This window comes from Leptobacterium meishanense, assembly GCF_037645805.1.
Taxonomy (GTDB): Bacteria; Bacteroidota; Bacteroidia; order Flavobacteriales; family Flavobacteriaceae; genus Leptobacterium_A; species Leptobacterium_A meishanense.
On record NZ_JBBEXE010000002.1, the window covers coordinates 17,538 to 33,055 of the forward strand.

A 15,518-nucleotide genomic window follows, 5' to 3' on the forward strand; every position below is an offset into this window, starting at 1 on the left:
CATAATATGTTACTTTTGTATTTCATTTTTATGCATTCCATAACGGGTATGAGATGCATTGAAAAAGGTTAACTAAAAAATAAACGCGTGAAAAAAGTTACCAAAGAAGTGTACCTTAAGTGGTATGAAGACATGCTTTTCTGGAGAAAATTTGAAGACAAACTCGCAGCCGTCTATATTCAGCAAAAAGTTAGGGGGTTCCTACATTTATATAATGGTCAAGAGGCTGTATTAGCAGGCTCCCTTCATGCTATGGACCTTACCAAAGATAAAATGATAACTGCATACCGCAATCACGTTCAACCTATAGGAATGGGCGTAGACCCCAAGAAGGTAATGGCAGAACTTTATGGTAAAGGAACCGGAACCTCGCAAGGATTAGGGGGTTCCATGCATATTTTTTCTAAAGAACACCGGTTTTATGGTGGTCATGGTATTGTAGGGGGCCAAATACCTTTAGGCGCAGGGATTGCTTTTGCTGACAAGTATTTTAAGAGAGATGCGGTAACACTTACGTATATGGGGGATGGAGCTACGCGACAAGGGGCGCTCCATGAAACATTAAACCTTGCCATGCTATGGCAATTACCGGTAGTGTTTATTGTAGAAAATAATGGGTATGCAATGGGTACATCGGTAGAGCGTACAGCCAGTCATACTGAGATATGGAAACTGGGATTAGGTTACGAAATGCCTTGCGGGCCTGTTGATGGCATGAACCCTGTTAAGGTAGCTGAAGCTGTAAACGAAGCTATTGAAAGGGCCAGAAGTGGTGGTGGCCCAACATTTTTAGAGATGAAAACATACCGTTACAGAGGGCACTCCATGTCTGATGCACAAAAATATAGGACAAAAGAAGAAGTAGAAGAATACAAAAAAATAGACCCTATTACACAGGTATTAGAAGTAATAAAAGAAAAGAAATATGCTACGGATGATGAGATTGCGGTAATAGACAAACGTGTAAAGGATTTAGTAAAAGAATGTGAAAAATACGCTGAAGAATCACCATATCCTGAAAAAAATGTGATGTATGATAGCGTATATGAACAACAAGATTACCCTTTTTTACCTCATAAACTATAACAAATATGGCGGAGATTATAAACATGCCAAGGCTAAGTGATACCATGGAAGAAGGTACGGTGGCCAAATGGTTAAAAAAAGTAGGGGATAAAGTAGAAGAAGGAGATATCCTGGCTGAGATTGAAACGGACAAGGCAACTATGGAGTTTGAATCTTTTTACTCAGGAACGCTGCTCCATATTGGCATCCAAGAGGGAGAAGGAGCTCCTGTTGATGCCCTTTTAGCAATTATAGGGGATAAAGGGGAAGACATTTCTGCATTGTTGAATGGAGAAGCTGCGAAAACCAAAAATGAGGAAGTGAAAGAAACACCCAAAAAAGAAGAAACAGTTTCTGAAGTTTCAATACCAGAAGGTGTAGAAGTAGTTAGGATGCCCCGTTTAAGTGACACGATGGAAGAAGGCACAGTGGCAAAATGGCTTAAAAAAGTAGGGGATGAAGTGTCTGAAGGAGATATTTTGGCAGAGATTGAAACGGACAAGGCAACTATGGAGTTTGAATCATTCTATGCAGGTACATTACTACATATAGGCATAGAAGAGGGAGGATCAGCACCGGTAGATGCCGTATTGGCCATTATTGGCCCTAAAGGAGCTAAGGTGGATGAAATATTGGCAGCAGTTCAGTCAGGAGAGACCATTCAGCCAGACGAACAACAAAAAGAGCCGCCATCTAGGCCCGAGCAAAACACACAAGAAAAAACACCAAACCCTATCAATACAGGAGGAAGGGTGTTTGCATCGCCATTAGCCAGGAAAATGGCCGAAGAAAAGGGAATTGATCTATCACAAGTGAAAGGTTCTGGGGAAAATGGCCGGATTGTAAAAAGAGATATAGAGAATTATACGCCATCAGCAATAGCCACTTCCACTGTTTCTTCTCAAGAAACAAAAGAAGTTGTTACGATGCCTTTTGTTCCTGCAGGGGAAGAGCGCTTTGAAGAAATTAAAAATTCTCAAATGCGAAAGACCATCGCAAAACGTTTGGGAGAATCGAAATTCACAGCACCCCACTACTATCTTACCATAGAAGTGGATATGGATAATGCGATCGCCTCCCGAAGTCAAATAAATGCATTGCCCGATACCAAGGTCTCATTTAATGACATGGTGGTAAAAGCATGTGCCATGGCCTTAAAAAAACACCCACAGGTGAATACTACTTGGAATGGCGATACTACAAAATATAACCATCATGTGCATATAGGTGTTGCTGTTGCCGTTGATGAAGGGCTGGTTGTTCCGGTTCTGCGGTTTACAGACCAAATGAACCTCACACAAATAGGCGCACAAGTAAAAGATTTAGCCGGAAAAGCCCGAAACAAAAAGCTTACCCCTCAAGAAATGGAGGGAAGTACCTTTACAGTATCCAATCTTGGTATGTTTGGGATTCAAGAATTTACCTCGATTATTAACCAACCTAATGCTGCTATTTTATCTGTAGGAGCGATTATAGAAAAACCGGTAGTTAAAGATGGACAGATTGTTGTTGGTAATACTATGAAAATTACTTTAGCATGCGACCACAGGACTGTTGATGGTGCCACAGGCGCTCAGTTTTTACAGACACTAAGACATTATCTGGAGAACCCGGTAACCATGCTGGCGTAAGGTAGTATTCACTACATAAATAACAGAAAAGCATCTTATATTCGAGATGCTTTTTTTATCTTTAAAAAGTTAAATTATAAATGCAATGAAAAAGACAATCTTTTTTATACTCATTGGGTTATTAAGCTGTAAGTCATCAACTGTGATGATGCGTCCAGAGGGAATCATAGATAAACCGGATGCGGGAAATAATGTTGAAAAAGCAATAGACAAGAAAGCGTATTACTCAACGGAAACCTCTGTAAAAAAAGCAATGGAGTTTTTAGCATCTGATAAGCTTAGAGGCCGTGAAGCAGGCAGTGAGGGAATTGCAAAAGCAGCAGATTATGCAGAAACTATTTTCATAAAAAATGGCTTAAAACCATATTTTTCAACATACCGAGATACGTTGTCTAATTATGAAAAAGTGGCTTATAATGTGGTAGGATATGTAGAGGGAAATGACCCATCGTTAAAAAATGAATTCATAATTATTGGTGCTCATTATGACCATATTGGTTTAGGAGAACGGGTAAATGGAGATGCCATTGCCAATGGAGCAAATGATAATGCATCAGGTTCAACAGCTGTTTTAGAATTGGCCAGGTACTTTGGGAATGTCAAAACCAATAAAAGAAGCTTGTTGTTCATTCTCTTTTCAGCAGAAGAAAAAGGCTTGTTAGGATCTAAACATTTGGCCGAAAAATTAAAACAACAATCACTTGATTTATATACGGTTTTCAATATTGAAATGATAGGGGTCTCTATGAAAGGGAGGGGTTATAAGGCATATATCACCGGATATGAAAAATCTAACATGGCAGCTAAAATAAATGAATATGTAGGGGAAGACTTGATAGGTTACTTGCCAACAGCTAAAGAATACCAATTATTTAAAAGATCAGACAATTACCCTTTTTATGAAGTATTTAAGGTGCCGGCACAAACCATTAGCACTTTTGATTTTACTAACTATGATTATTACCATCATGTAGATGATGAAACCTCCGAAATGGATTTTGCCCATATGGCAACCCTCATTAATGGAATGATCCCGGCCATAGAAAGAATGTCCAACACACCCACTCGAGAAATAACAATGAATGAATAATACAAAGCACATTATTGTTACGGGTACGAGTAGGGGAATTGGTTTTGAACTGGTAAAACTATTTGCTGATGCTGGCCATAAAGTATTGGCACTTTCCAGAAATGAACAACCTGTGACTTCAATGAGGCACCCGAATATCACCTGCTTTTCGTTTGATGTATGCAAGAAAGAAGCTGTCCAAAAGCTAGACGGTTTTTTATCAGGTCAATGGAAAAAGGTAGATATTTTGATCAATAATGCAGGGAAGCTGCTCCATAAACCATTTGTGGAAACAACTGCAGAAGATTTCGAAGAAATCTATAAAGTAAATATCTTTGGAGTAGCAGAAGTTACCAGAACAGTACTCCCCTTTATGCCCAAGGAAGGCCATGTGGTAAATATCAGCAGTATGGGAGGTGTACAAGGAAGCCTGAAGTTTGCAGGATTAGCTGCTTATAGCTCTTCCAAAGGAGCTGTTATTACACTTACAGAATTACTTGCTGAAGAGTACAAAGACACTGGCCCTTCCTTTAATACATTAGCATTAGGTGCTGTTCAAACGGAAATGTTAGAAGCTGCTTTCCCGGGTTACAAAGCCCCGGTAACTGCATTAGAAATGGCAACATACATATATAATTTTGCACTTACCGGTAACAACTATTACAATGGAAAGTTGTTGCAGGTTTCTAGTGCAACACCTTAAAGGTTTTTAAAACCTGTAAGCCCTTTTTAATTAAAACCCAAAGTTGTTTTCTATCTTTGTTTTGATGGAACAGACACTTCAAAAATACCTTCCGGAAAATGCAGTAGTTCCCTGTTTTGAATTGATAAAAGTATATGCTGTCCACCTAAAAATTGTAAATGAACGGGTTACACGTCATGGTGATTATAAGAGGTTGCCCGGAGGGATGCACCAAATCACTGTAAACACATCGCTGAATAAATACAAATTCCTTATCACACTTGTTCATGAAATAGCCCATTTAGTAGCTTTTGAAAAATATGGCAGGCGTATTAAACCACACGGACAAGAATGGAAATATACCTTCCAGCAATTAATGGTGCCATTTATACGTCCGGAGATATTTCCATCGCAACTTTTACCGCTTTTAGCAAATCATTTCCGCAACCCGAAGGCGAGTAGTGATACAGACACTACATTATCCATAGCTTTGAAACAGTACGATCCGGAAAACGATAAAAACTATATTTTTGAACTAGCCATAGGGAGTACCTTTCGGATATACAATGGCAAAATATTCAAAAAAGGAAATAAACGGATAAAACGATATGAATGTTTGGAGATGGCAACAGGGAAAACATACCTGTTCAATCCCAACGTAGAAGTAGAAATCGTAAATTAACAGAAAAATAGAACCTTTTTTAACTTTCAAGAATTAACTGAAAAATGAATAAAAACAATTATGCTATTTTAATGGCAGGCGGTGTAGGTTCCAGATTTTGGCCGGTAAGCACGTCCAATTTCCCTAAACAGTTTCATGATATGTTGGGAACAGGAGAAACCCTTATCCAACGGACGTTTAACCGTTTGTGTAAAAGTGTCCCTAAAGAAAACATATTTATTTTAACAAATGAGCGGTACAACAATTTAGTATTAGAACAATTGTCCGGTATCTCGCAAAGGCAAATAGTTTTAGAGCCGGCTATGCGCAATACAGCACCGTGCATACTCTACGCCTCTTTAAAAATATATAAAGAAAACCCTGAAGCCGTAATGATCGTGGCGCCTAGCGACCACTGGATTGAAGATGAAGAAGCCTTTAATAAAAACTTGCAAGCATCTTTTGATTTCTGTCGTAATCATCCTGTGTTAATGACTCTGGGAATCCAACCTACGTTTCCAAATACAGGCTATGGCTATGTTGAATACGATGCCGGATCAACAGAATCAATTAAAAAAGTAAACAGTTTTAGGGAAAAACCCGATTATGAAACTGCCAAACAATTTTTAGCAAAAGGAAATTTTTTGTGGAATGCAGGAATTTTTATTTGGAGCGTTTCAACTATTTTAGATGCTTTTAGAACACACCAGTCAGCTATGTATGACCATTTTCAAGAGGGAATCACTATATACAATACAGTACAAGAAGAAAGCTTCATCAAAGAAAACTACAGCAAAGCGGAAAATATATCCATAGATTATGCTATCTTAGAGAATGCCAAGTCCATTTATGTGTTACCTGCTGATTTTGATTGGAACGATCTTGGCACTTGGGGGTCGCTTTATGAAAAGCTCGAAAAACAACAGGGCAATGCTGTTGTAAATGCACGGGTTATTGCAGAAGAAGCTTCCGGAAATATGATCCGGACCTCAAAAGACAAAATAGTGGTGATAGATGGTATAAATGACTACATCATTGTTGACAAAGACGATATTTTGCTCCTTTACCCAAAAACAAAAGAGCAGGATATTAAAAAAATATTACAAAAAGTAAAAGACACTTACGGCGATCAATATGCTTAACCATGGAAAACAATGCCAACATCAATCCGGAAGAACCTAATAAAGCTTCGGGAGAAGAAATTAAAAAAGAATTTACGGGACTTCTCGGAAGTATTAGGAAGTTTTTAAAAGAACTGCTCGATATCCGAAAAGAAACAGATCGGGATACCACTATAGACTCCATTAAGAATGACATCTCTTTTAAAGGGCATACCGCATGGATTTTGGTATGTTCCATCTTTATTGCTTCCGTGGGATTGAATGCCAACTCCACGGCTGTAGTTATTGGTGCCATGTTGATCTCACCCCTTATGGGCCCTATATTGGGTATAGGGATGGCCATTGCCATTAATGATATTGACACACTTCGCCGTTCCCTTAAAAACTTTGGGGTAATGGTAGGTTTAAGTGTATTAACAGCATTTATGTTTTTCTATTTGTTTCCGCTTCGTGAAGAATCTTCGGAACTACTGGCCCGTACAGCTCCAGATATAAGGGATGTACTTATAGCATTCTTTGGAGGGTTGGCATTGGTAATTGCCCGTGCCAAAAAAGGCACCATTGCTAGTGTTATTTTTGGGGTTGCCATTGCTACGGCGCTTATGCCACCATTATGTACCGTAGGTTTTGGGTTGGCCATAGGAAACTTTGAATACGCAGGGGGAGCTATGTACCTGTTCATTATCAATACTATATTCATAGGGTTGGCAACCTTTTTAGTACTTAAACTGTTACGGTTTCCGATGGTACGTTATGCCAATTCCAAACGAAGAAAACGCATTGCACAATTAGCCTCTTTTGTGGCATTTATAGTGATGGTACCTGCTATCTATACCTTTTATAATGTGTTTCAAGAATCCTTGTTCAGGAGCCAAGCAAAACAGTTTATCAACGAACGGATAGCAACCTATCAGCTGTCGGGGAACAGTAAATTTTTGGAAAATTTTACCAATATAACCTATGAAAATGCAGAAGAATCAGCTATCGAACTTGTTTTTATGGGAGATAAAGGCATTCCCGATAATATTATAAATACCTGGGAGAACCAAAAAACAGCCTATCCAAAATTAAAAAATACCACATTGAAAATAGTAGATGGTGCTAAAAATGACGATGAAGAAAAATATCGTTTTGTGAATGAATTATACGAATCGCAAAAGGCAGAGTTGTTGGACAAAGACCGAAAATTGCAACTGTTGGAAAATGAAATTGCAAAACTGGGAAAACTTCCCATTAACCAAATCCCTTTTGAGGCGATTATAAATGAAGCGAAAGTAAACTATGAAAACCTACGGGAGATAGGATACTCTTCAGTCGTAAAAACCAATTTTCAGCGCATAGATACCTTATCAGTATTTTTAGTACGATGGAAAGACACTATTTCAGATACCATCATACAAAAAGACCAAGACCGCTTAAAAAGGTGGTTGCAGGTAAAGTTGAACACAGAAAATGTACAAGTGAATAGAATTCAGTAGTTTAAGAAGGTTTTTCGGTTTGTATTTAGACTGTTTATGTTCTAAATGATTATTCAAAAAAGAGACTTACGGATCATTTTGAGAAGCGAAGCGTCTCGGACAACTATTGGGAGAGCGCTCTTATTATGTCTTCTAAGAAAGTTTTATGATTTTTCACCCTTGCAAAAAGCAAAAGATTCGAAATGATACATATAGCGTGTTATTTTATTATAACCAAGTCATTTCGAAGGCGTTGAAAACAACTGAGAAATCTGATTACATTCTCTACTAAAATTTTATAGATTTCTCACCCTCATTTTTTGAGGGGTTCGAAATGACATAGTTACTCTTTAAAGAAAAAACCTTCATTATGATTACTGGAAAACCATAGCAAAATAACAACAAATCTATAACAATTTTATTTATAAAATACTGAAAATTAAACAGTTAAAAATATATCAAACAAATTAACTTTGTTGTTCTTTTTTTGCTAATTTAGCCTTCATAAAACAGAAAATACTATAAGATAATACGCTAATTTTAAGTTGGTTTATAAGTTATATTACGTCAATATAATCATAAAATCAATTTAAAATGAAAAAAGTATTAAGTCTTATTTTAGTAGTAGTGAGTGTTGGTTTTATTTCTTGTGAATCTAGCACTACTGATGACGAAAAAGCTTTATATGAAACCATTGCAGCAGACAAATCAGAACTTGGAGCACCCGGGGAAACACCACAATCCCCGACCAATAACGACTAGTATTATTATTTATACTACTGCGGCGCTGGCAGTTGCCGCAGTTTTTCTACATGTTTTTTTGCCCAGGGCATCTCCTGAACTCACCGTGATGCGAGAAGCACATCAAAAAGTTAAAAACGAACGGAATGCTAAAAGAGATGCTCTTATTCTCTTGCTTCAGGATTATTATGGCCAGAAAATAACTTCCGAAGAATTAAATGCTCAAAAAACGCTTTTGGAAGACTATATAACTTATAAAAATCTTTCTAATATTCATTTTGAAAAAATTCTAAAAAGAGAGGAAAATCATAGGTTTTTTGGTTTTATGAGTGTTAATGCTTTCGCTTTCCAATTAAGCGTATATCTGGTATTGTTGTTCGCGGTGCTGGTACTCTATTTGGTTTCTTTAAAACTAACAGACCGGCAATTGCGAAAACCCCTTAACCATGTTACCTTTATATTTGCCAGCATTGCCTTTTACTACATTACGTGGGTATTCTATCCGCAAGGAGACCTCCCCTTCTATAGCTATATTTTAATGATGGTATTTATAGCCGTTTTAACCACCATAACGGTACGGTATTTTTTAAGGTGGCTTTCGGCAAAATACCTCCCTATTCTAAAACTTAAACACATTATCCAGTTGCTAATTAGCCATATAGTAGTTACCGTGCAGCATAAGTATGTGTCCAAAGAACAAAAGAAAGCATATATTAAAGATTACATCAAAGTTCTCGGAAAAGGAACAAAATAAAATAAAAGACGATGAAAAAAAAGGAAGATGAAAAAATTATTGAGTATTACACAGAGAATGAGCTCATAGATAAGAGAACTGTAGAGATTATTAAAGAAGAACTCATAGAACTATATGAAGAGGAGACCGAAGCCATAAAAGACCAGATTATAGCGTTATGTAAAAAAATAAAAGAGCGGTCCGTAGAAATTGTGCTGCCACCTATAGATATGGACTATACATCTTTACTTTGAATGAGTCTTTCCATATATCCCTTGATCGCCTTTACCGTTTTGTTTTCAATATAGGTACTAAAGGTTTTATTTTTCATCAACTCCTCATCATGGGCCATACAATACATGGCAATCTCATCAAAAGAAATCCCTTTAAACTTTTGGTCAATTTCTGAAGTGTCTTTGTGGTGATCCATATGGCCATTTTTAAACAATGAACGGAACAGTACTAATTTTGATTTAGGGATAGGGTGCCCGGATTCATAGTTTTGTACCGTACGAAAAGAAACACCCAGTTTTTCTGCCAACTGCATTTGGGTCAATCCATTTTCTTCCCGATATTTTTTAATAGTTAAACTGTTGACATCCATATAATTACAAATTAAATACGAAAAAAAACGGCATTATTGCGCATTAAAAACGAAATATTTCGTATACTTGTATTAGTAATATATAAACAAATGTAGTAAAAATGATAGCCAAATTCACCGAAGAAGCACAAAAAATACTTTTTGGGTATGGCGAACGGATAGGGAAAAAGCATCAATGTAGCGGGCAATACGTACGGCTTATTATAAAAGGAAAACGAAATATAAATACAGAAAAAGCAAAAGCAATTTACCAAGAATTAATAGAAATAATTGAAAGGAAATTATGAATTACGAATGGACAAAGGAGAGTTCATAATTACGAATTATGGAGTTGTAAATTAAAATGAGCGAAGAGGGAAAAGGAAACATAGGGAATAGTAAAGTTAAAGACTAATCAAAGAAAAAATTTTCAGCTTAAAGCTATCAACTGTGAACTAGCGAAGAACGAAAAGGAAAGCGCGATTAGTGAAAAGGAAAAAGAACCCCTAAACTTTTAAACGAATAGACTATAAACTGGACAAGTGAATAGGAAATAGTGAGAAGGGACGAGTAAACAGAACAACTAAACCCTAAACAATTAAACTATAAAACCTTTTAACTAAAAACTAACAACAATGATACTCCGCATCAATCACACCCCGGAAATTAAAAACGAACAGCGTATGTATGAAATGATGGCCAGGAAGCTGCGAGAGCCCAAGCCTGTAGAGATTCTTTATGAAGAGGACAAGCAACGTTTGGTATGGGTAGATGGCAAGCGCAGGCGCCCTTTCAAGAGCCTTCCATGGAAGTACAAAGAATACCTTTATGAGGAAATGAAAAGGACACCTGAGGTTACGGTAAAATACCGACTTAAATATGAGGGCTACTCCTTAGACGAAGCTTTGGAGGCTTTTGCTATGGAAAAGATGGGCTTAGTTGCATAGGTTATAAAGAGGGTATCCAAAAAAACATATTCTTCTGTCAATTCGAGCGCAGTCGAGAATCATATGCAATTGAGAATCAAATATTTCGTTCCGATAGCTATCGGGACGCTCAATATGGCATATTTAGAGTTTTTATGGTTTTTTAGCCCCCTCTTTTGTTTATTAATTACTACTGAGTATCTTCCTTCAAATACATTTGCCGTACTTTCTTAAAGAGATCAGAGGAGTACACAAAATTGGTAACAGCTTCATTATCGGTTTTAAAAATTTCTTTATTAGAGCCTTCCCAGGCCTTATGCCCGTCCTTTAAGAAAACTATTTTTTCCCCTATTTGCATTACCGAGTTCATGTCATGCGTATTGATGACAGTGGTAATATCATACTCCTTGGTGATTTCCTGAATGAGTTCATCAATGAGAATGGCTGTTTTAGGATCGAGCCCTGAATTGGGTTCGTCGCAAAAAAGATATTTTGGCCTGTTTACAATGGCCCGGGCAATAGCCACTCGTTTTTGCATTCCTCCCGAGGCTTCGGAAGGATATTTATGGTGCGCATCGATCAAGTTGACCCGTTTGAGAACAAAATTGACCCGGTCTTGCATTTCACTCATTGGTTGATTGGTGAACATTTTCAGGGGGAACATCACATTTTCCTCAATTGTCATAGAATCAAACAAAGCACTTCCTTGAAAAACCATGCCCATTTCCTGGCGTAGCGATCGTTTTTCGTCGTCTGTCAATTCAGAATACACACGGTCATCATAAACAATCCGGCCTTCTTCAGGGATAAACAACCCTAACAAAGATTTTAAAAAAACAGTTTTCCCCGATCCGCTCTGCCCAATAATAAGGTTGGTTTTTCCTTTTTCAAAAGAAGCGGATATGCCCTTTAAAACATGGTTCTCTCCAAAGTATTTATGTAAATTTTCTACAACAATCATCAGCCAAGCAACATTTGAGTTAATATATAATTCAATATAATGATCACCACACTTGTCCAAACAAAAGAGGTAGTACTCGCTTTTCCAACCTCAAGCGCGCCCCCTTTCATATAATATCCATGAAATGAAGGAATGGTAGCGAGGATAAACGCAAAAACAAAAGTTTTGATAAAAGCGTAGGTTACATGAAAAGGATCAAAGTCGTATTGTATTCCTTGTATAAACTCTGCGCTGGTACTAAGCCCCCCGAAGACAGCGGCTACCCATCCGCCTAAAATACCCAAAAACATACTCATAGCAATGAGAAATGGGTAAAACAAAAGCGCTATTATTTTTGGGAATATCAGATAATTTACAGAATTAACCCCCATGACTTCTAGAGCGTCGATCTGTTCTGTAACTCGCATAGTACCAATACTGGACGTAATATACGAACCAATTTTCCCTGCCATAATGATAGAAACAAAAGTAGGGCCGAATTCTAAAATAACAGATTGCCGGGTGGCAAACCCCACTAAGTATTTTGGGATCAATGGGTTGTCAATGTTCAGTGCCGTTTGTATGGCAACAACCCCACCTACGAAAAACGAAATAAAGATGACAACCCCCAAGGAATTGTACATAAGGTCTTCAATCTCCTTTAAAATAAGGTTTTTCATGATAGGCCATTTAGTGGGTTTGTTAAAAACCTCCCGGATCATTAAAAAATAACGGCCTATACTTTCTATATAATTCATGCTTTGTAAAAGGAGTACTAAAGTATAAAAAAATACAATAGTGTTGTTTTAACTCAAAATTAAACTTCCTGTTCTTAAATTATAGTATTTTCGCTGAAATTTGATTGATTGAAAAACATGAAACGTTATTTTACTTTACTATTTATTTTTATATGCTTTTTTGGAACAGCACAGACGGATGAAAGACCTTATTCACAGCCAAAGTTGGTGGTAGGCATTGTTATAGACCAGATGCGGTATGATTACCTCACACGTTTTTGGGATAAATATGATGATGGGGGATTTAAACGGTTGGTGAATGAAGGTTTTAATTGCAAGAACAACCATTATAATTATGAGCCTACCTATACAGGCCCCGGGCATGCTTCTGTCTATACAGGGACTACCCCCAAAATGCACGGGATTATAGCTAATGAATGGTATGATAGAGCTAGCATGAAGATGATTTATTGTGCGGATGATGATCGTTATTTATCAGTTGGAACGGGTTCTATACCCGGAGGAAAGTCACCTAAAAATTTGATCACTACCACAGTAACCGATGAGCTCCGTCTGGCAACACAGATGAAAGGAAAGGTAGTTGGTATAGCGCTTAAAGACAGGGGTGCTATCCTTCCAGCAGGACATACAGGTACTGCGTATTGGTTTCATGGAAAAGATGAAGGCATATGGGTTAGTAGTGATTATTATATGAACGAGTTGCCTGCATGGGTGAAAAAATTCAATACTTCAAGAACTATTGATCAGTATATTAAAACATGGAACACACTTTACCCCATAGCCACATATACGGAAAGTGGGAATGATAACAATGCTTTTGAAACAAAAATTCCGGGTGTGGATGCTCCCGTTTTTCCGTACGATTTACCAAAATTATGGGAAGAAAATAAAAAATATGAACTCATCCCGTGGACCCCTTATGGAAATAGCTTAACGATGGATTTTTCTTTGGCGGCTATTGAGGGAGAGGCTTTGGGACAAGATGCTATTACCGATTTTCTGGCCATTAGTTTTTCTAGTACTGACTATGTGGGACATGCTTATGGAGTAAACGCTAAAGAAACGGAAGATACTTACATTCGATTGGATAAAGACATTGAACGTTTACTCAATACGTTAGATAAAAAAGTGGGAAGTGGCAATTATACTGTTTTCTTAACAGCAGATCATGGAGTAGTACATGTGCCTTCGTACCTTCAGTCATTAAATATCCCAGGAGGGTATGTGGTTGTGGACACTGTTAGAAAACAGCTAGCAAATTTCTTAGAAATTAGGTTTGGTGAAAGCAAATTGTTAGAGAATGTTTCAAACAACCAAGTATATATTGACCATGATATAGCAAAAAAAATGAAGTTGGACATTCTCGAAATACAAAAAGCACTTGTAGAAGAGGTGCTTACTTATGAAGGGATTAAAGAAGTGTACTCGGCAGAAAGCATGAAAACTCAAAATTATACCCGCGATATTTCAATGCACATTCAAAATGGGTATAACCATAAACGTTCCGGGGATGTAATTTTGGTGAAAGAACCGGGACATATTTCAAGTTCCCGTAAAACAGGTACTACACATGGATCTAGCTATTCGTATGATACTCATGTGCCACTGTTATTTTACGGTAAAGGGATTAATAAAGGAAGTACTACCAAACGAACAGCCATTACGGATATCGCTCCTACCATTTCAGCATTGCTTGGCATTGCATTCCCGAATGGGACTACGGGAAACCCAATAAGTGAGGTGATAGATTAGCTAGCGAAGCCTTAATTTTTTAAATACGGACTGAAAGCGGAGTTTTCGTATAAAAACACCTTCCTCAACTGTGACCAGAAAAGGGATTTTAGCCTTTTTAGCATTAAAAAAACCATGCATATTGTCCAGAAGTGTCCGCCATTTTTTTTGCGTAGAAGCCATTTTTGCTGAGGCAATAAATGTTAAGAGAAACCCATACCGCATTTTGTACATAGCCTCACCCTGTAAGCGCTTGGCTTTTTTATGATATGCTTTCCCCACAGGGCGCAGGTGCTTCACATGCAATGATTCATCTGTATGACATATAAAACCATGGTATTTTGCCAGAAGTTCGTCAACGGTATCCCAGCCCATGGAGTTTTTAAGCCCATCCATTTTCTTAAAACAAGCCTTGCTATAGGATTTAAATGCGCCACGTACATGGTCTTTATTCATAGGGTGGTTGCGCTTCCATTTTCCGGTTTCATCTTGTTCATAGGCAAACCCACCGGCAATTCCAATTTTAGGGTCTCCGAAAAAGTGTTTAGCGATTGTTTCAAAATAGTTTGGAGGGAGTATTGTATCAGCATCTAATTTGACGATAAAATCAAAATGATCATCTAAAAGTTCATATCCTTTATTGAAAGCAGTTACCACTTTACTTCCGGGCATCCGGTCTGAAGAAGAAGTTGTATTTAACTTCTGAATCCAGGGGTATTTGGAAACATAGTCATCGATAATAATTTCTGTGCCATCTGAGGAATGGTCATTTACGATCACCATTTTTTTAGGGAGCAATGTTTGGCCTACTACAGACTCCAATGACACATGCAAGAACGCTTCTTCATTATGTGCCGGCATGATGATATAATACTCCATTAATTGTGTTATTTGCGTTCTGCATAAACAGCATAGTAACGAGGCGTAAAACTTCTCAAAAGTGGACGGAACCCTATTTTTTTCACCGGGTTGCTCCACTTTTCCCGTGCTTTTATTTTCCACCCGGATTTTTCCAGTAACCAATCAAATTGCCAAGCTTCAAATTCATGAAAATGACGGTCCCTATCATCATTTTTATTTTGATAAGCAGGGGCAAACCACAGCCGGAGGGGAACCGTAGCGACCAGTTTTTTTGCTTTTATGTCTCTTAAAACATTGAAAGGAGCGACCAGGTGCTCAAAAATTTCAAAAGCAGTTACCACATCATAGTTGCTTGTCTTAACAGTTTTTGTGTCCAAATCTAAATCTTCCCCCCATGTATTTTCCACCTCATACCCGTGATCCTTCATGATAGCTGAAAATGGATTTTTTATACCAAGGTCCAGAACAGTGGCAGGAGGGGGCACATGTGTTTTTAAAAACGTTAATGTGTTTTGGTATCTTTTTTTCGGAAAATTAGTTTCATACATGATACGTTGGT

The 15,518-nt window shown here is 37.6% G+C and carries 18 protein-coding genes; 13 read left to right on the plus strand and 5 right to left on the minus strand.

Annotation, left to right across the window (positions count from 1 at the left end; genetic code table 11):
- Positions 1–87 precede the first annotated feature (87 nt).
- From pdhA to WBG21_RS02060, 10 genes are all read left to right on the plus strand, one after another.
- Positions 88–1,086: a pyruvate dehydrogenase (acetyl-transferring) E1 component subunit alpha gene (pdhA, locus tag WBG21_RS02015; protein WP_340074285.1), complete on the plus strand. Its 999-nt coding sequence runs from the start codon at positions 88–90 to the stop codon at positions 1,084–1,086.
- 5 nt (positions 1,087–1,091) lie between these two features.
- The gene (locus tag WBG21_RS02020; RefSeq protein WP_340074287.1) at positions 1,092–2,696 is read left to right on the plus strand and encodes a pyruvate dehydrogenase complex dihydrolipoamide acetyltransferase; all 1,605 of its coding nucleotides are present in this window, start codon (positions 1,092–1,094) and stop codon (positions 2,694–2,696) included.
- Positions 2,697–2,781: 85 nt separating this feature from the next.
- On the plus strand, positions 2,782–3,786 hold the full coding sequence (locus WBG21_RS02025) for a M28 family metallopeptidase (protein WP_340074289.1): 1,005 nt from the start codon (positions 2,782–2,784) through the stop codon (positions 3,784–3,786).
- Entirely contained in the window at positions 3,779–4,468 is a 690-nt protein-coding gene (locus tag WBG21_RS02030) for an SDR family NAD(P)-dependent oxidoreductase (protein ID WP_340074291.1), read from the plus strand. Before WBG21_RS02025 ends, WBG21_RS02030 begins: the two co-directional genes overlap by 8 nt.
- A gap of 64 nt (positions 4,469–4,532) precedes the next feature.
- Positions 4,533–5,129 (plus strand): SprT-like domain-containing protein, encoded by a 597-nt coding sequence (locus tag WBG21_RS02035; RefSeq protein WP_340074293.1) that lies wholly within the window; start codon positions 4,533–4,535, stop codon positions 5,127–5,129.
- Between the two features lie 44 nt (positions 5,130–5,173).
- Positions 5,174–6,250, plus strand: a complete 1,077-nt coding sequence (locus WBG21_RS02040) for a mannose-1-phosphate guanylyltransferase (RefSeq protein WP_340074295.1) — start codon at positions 5,174–5,176, stop codon at positions 6,248–6,250.
- 2 nt (positions 6,251–6,252) lie between these two features.
- A complete protein-coding gene (locus WBG21_RS02045) occupies positions 6,253–7,707 on the plus strand; it encodes a DUF389 domain-containing protein (RefSeq protein WP_340074297.1) in 1,455 nt (484 codons plus the stop codon).
- Positions 7,708–8,280: 573 nt separating this feature from the next.
- Complete coding sequence (locus WBG21_RS02050) at positions 8,281–8,448, plus strand: hypothetical protein (RefSeq protein ID WP_340074299.1); 168 nt, start codon at positions 8,281–8,283, stop codon at positions 8,446–8,448.
- A complete protein-coding gene (locus WBG21_RS02055) occupies positions 8,372–9,181 on the plus strand; it encodes a hypothetical protein (protein ID WP_340074301.1) in 810 nt (269 codons plus the stop codon). The genes WBG21_RS02050 and WBG21_RS02055 overlap by 77 nt, the downstream gene beginning before the upstream one ends.
- Before the next feature lie 11 nt (positions 9,182–9,192).
- A complete protein-coding gene (locus tag WBG21_RS02060; RefSeq protein ID WP_340074303.1) occupies positions 9,193–9,414 on the plus strand; it encodes a hypothetical protein in 222 nt (73 codons plus the stop codon).
- Here the strand turns inward: WBG21_RS02060 and WBG21_RS02065 are convergent.
- The gene (locus WBG21_RS02065; RefSeq protein ID WP_340074305.1) at positions 9,396–9,764 is read right to left on the minus strand and encodes a helix-turn-helix domain-containing protein; all 369 of its coding nucleotides are present in this window, start codon (positions 9,762–9,764) and stop codon (positions 9,396–9,398) included. The two genes, WBG21_RS02060 and WBG21_RS02065, sit on opposite strands and share 19 nt — an antisense overlap.
- Before the next feature lie 101 nt (positions 9,765–9,865).
- Between WBG21_RS02065 and WBG21_RS02070 the strand changes: the two genes are divergently transcribed.
- On the plus strand, positions 9,866–10,051 hold the full coding sequence (locus WBG21_RS02070) for a hypothetical protein (protein ID WP_340074307.1): 186 nt from the start codon (positions 9,866–9,868) through the stop codon (positions 10,049–10,051).
- Between the two features lie 327 nt (positions 10,052–10,378).
- The gene (locus tag WBG21_RS02075; protein ID WP_340074309.1) at positions 10,379–10,690 is read left to right on the plus strand and encodes a hypothetical protein; all 312 of its coding nucleotides are present in this window, start codon (positions 10,379–10,381) and stop codon (positions 10,688–10,690) included.
- A 169-nt stretch (positions 10,691–10,859) separates the two neighbouring features.
- Here the strand turns inward: WBG21_RS02075 and WBG21_RS02080 are convergent, their stop codons facing one another.
- On the minus strand, positions 10,860–11,630 hold the full coding sequence (locus tag WBG21_RS02080) for an ABC transporter ATP-binding protein (RefSeq protein ID WP_340074311.1): 771 nt from the start codon (positions 11,628–11,630) through the stop codon (positions 10,860–10,862).
- Positions 11,630–12,367 (minus strand): MlaE family ABC transporter permease, encoded by a 738-nt coding sequence (locus tag WBG21_RS02085; RefSeq protein ID WP_340074313.1) that lies wholly within the window; start codon positions 12,365–12,367, stop codon positions 11,630–11,632. Before WBG21_RS02085 ends, WBG21_RS02080 begins: the two co-directional genes overlap by 1 nt.
- A gap of 117 nt (positions 12,368–12,484) precedes the next feature.
- Between WBG21_RS02085 and pafA the strand changes: the two genes are divergently transcribed.
- Complete coding sequence (pafA, locus tag WBG21_RS02090; protein WP_340074315.1) at positions 12,485–14,119, plus strand: alkaline phosphatase PafA; 1,635 nt, start codon at positions 12,485–12,487, stop codon at positions 14,117–14,119.
- On the opposite strand, the gene WBG21_RS02095 is transcribed toward pafA, so the two are convergent.
- Together WBG21_RS02095 and WBG21_RS02100 are read right to left on the minus strand one after the other, a co-directional pair.
- Positions 14,120–14,977, minus strand: a complete 858-nt coding sequence (locus WBG21_RS02095; protein ID WP_340074317.1) for a glycosyltransferase family 2 protein — start codon at positions 14,975–14,977, stop codon at positions 14,120–14,122.
- An 8-nt stretch (positions 14,978–14,985) separates the two neighbouring features.
- Positions 14,986–15,507: a methyltransferase domain-containing protein gene (locus tag WBG21_RS02100; RefSeq protein ID WP_340074319.1), complete on the minus strand. Its 522-nt coding sequence runs from the start codon at positions 15,505–15,507 to the stop codon at positions 14,986–14,988.
- Positions 15,508–15,518 lie beyond the last annotated feature (11 nt).

Bases quoted from the DNA above. Each gene is read 5' to 3' on its own strand.
- WBG21_RS02070 (WP_340074307.1), top strand. From the start codon at position 9,866: ATGATAGCCAAATTCACCGAAGAAGCACAAAAAATACTTTTTGGGTAT.
- WBG21_RS02020 (WP_340074287.1), top strand. From the start codon at position 1,092: ATGGCGGAGATTATAAACATGCCAAGGCTAAGTGATACCATGGAAGAA.
- WBG21_RS02080 (WP_340074311.1), bottom strand. From the start codon at position 11,630: ATGATTGTTGTAGAAAATTTACATAAATACTTTGGAGAGAACCATGTT.
- WBG21_RS02100 (WP_340074319.1), bottom strand. From the start codon at position 15,507: ATGTATGAAACTAATTTTCCGAAAAAAAGATACCAAAACACATTAACG.
- WBG21_RS02035 (WP_340074293.1), top strand. From the start codon at position 4,533: ATGGAACAGACACTTCAAAAATACCTTCCGGAAAATGCAGTAGTTCCC.
- pafA (WP_340074315.1), top strand. From the start codon at position 12,485: ATGAAACGTTATTTTACTTTACTATTTATTTTTATATGCTTTTTTGGA.
- WBG21_RS02030 (WP_340074291.1), top strand. From the start codon at position 3,779: ATGAATAATACAAAGCACATTATTGTTACGGGTACGAGTAGGGGAATT.
- WBG21_RS02050 (WP_340074299.1), top strand. From the start codon at position 8,281: ATGAAAAAAGTATTAAGTCTTATTTTAGTAGTAGTGAGTGTTGGTTTT.
- WBG21_RS02025 (WP_340074289.1), top strand. From the start codon at position 2,782: ATGAAAAAGACAATCTTTTTTATACTCATTGGGTTATTAAGCTGTAAG.
- WBG21_RS02055 (WP_340074301.1), top strand. From the start codon at position 8,372: ATGAAACCATTGCAGCAGACAAATCAGAACTTGGAGCACCCGGGGAAA.
- WBG21_RS02060 (WP_340074303.1), top strand. From the start codon at position 9,193: ATGAAAAAAAAGGAAGATGAAAAAATTATTGAGTATTACACAGAGAAT.
- WBG21_RS02095 (WP_340074317.1), bottom strand. From the start codon at position 14,977: ATGGAGTATTATATCATCATGCCGGCACATAATGAAGAAGCGTTCTTG.
- WBG21_RS02065 (WP_340074305.1), bottom strand. From the start codon at position 9,764: ATGGATGTCAACAGTTTAACTATTAAAAAATATCGGGAAGAAAATGGA.
- WBG21_RS02085 (WP_340074313.1), bottom strand. From the start codon at position 12,367: ATGAATTATATAGAAAGTATAGGCCGTTATTTTTTAATGATCCGGGAG.
- WBG21_RS02045 (WP_340074297.1), top strand. From the start codon at position 6,253: ATGGAAAACAATGCCAACATCAATCCGGAAGAACCTAATAAAGCTTCG.
- WBG21_RS02075 (WP_340074309.1), top strand. From the start codon at position 10,379: ATGATACTCCGCATCAATCACACCCCGGAAATTAAAAACGAACAGCGT.
- WBG21_RS02040 (WP_340074295.1), top strand. From the start codon at position 5,174: ATGAATAAAAACAATTATGCTATTTTAATGGCAGGCGGTGTAGGTTCC.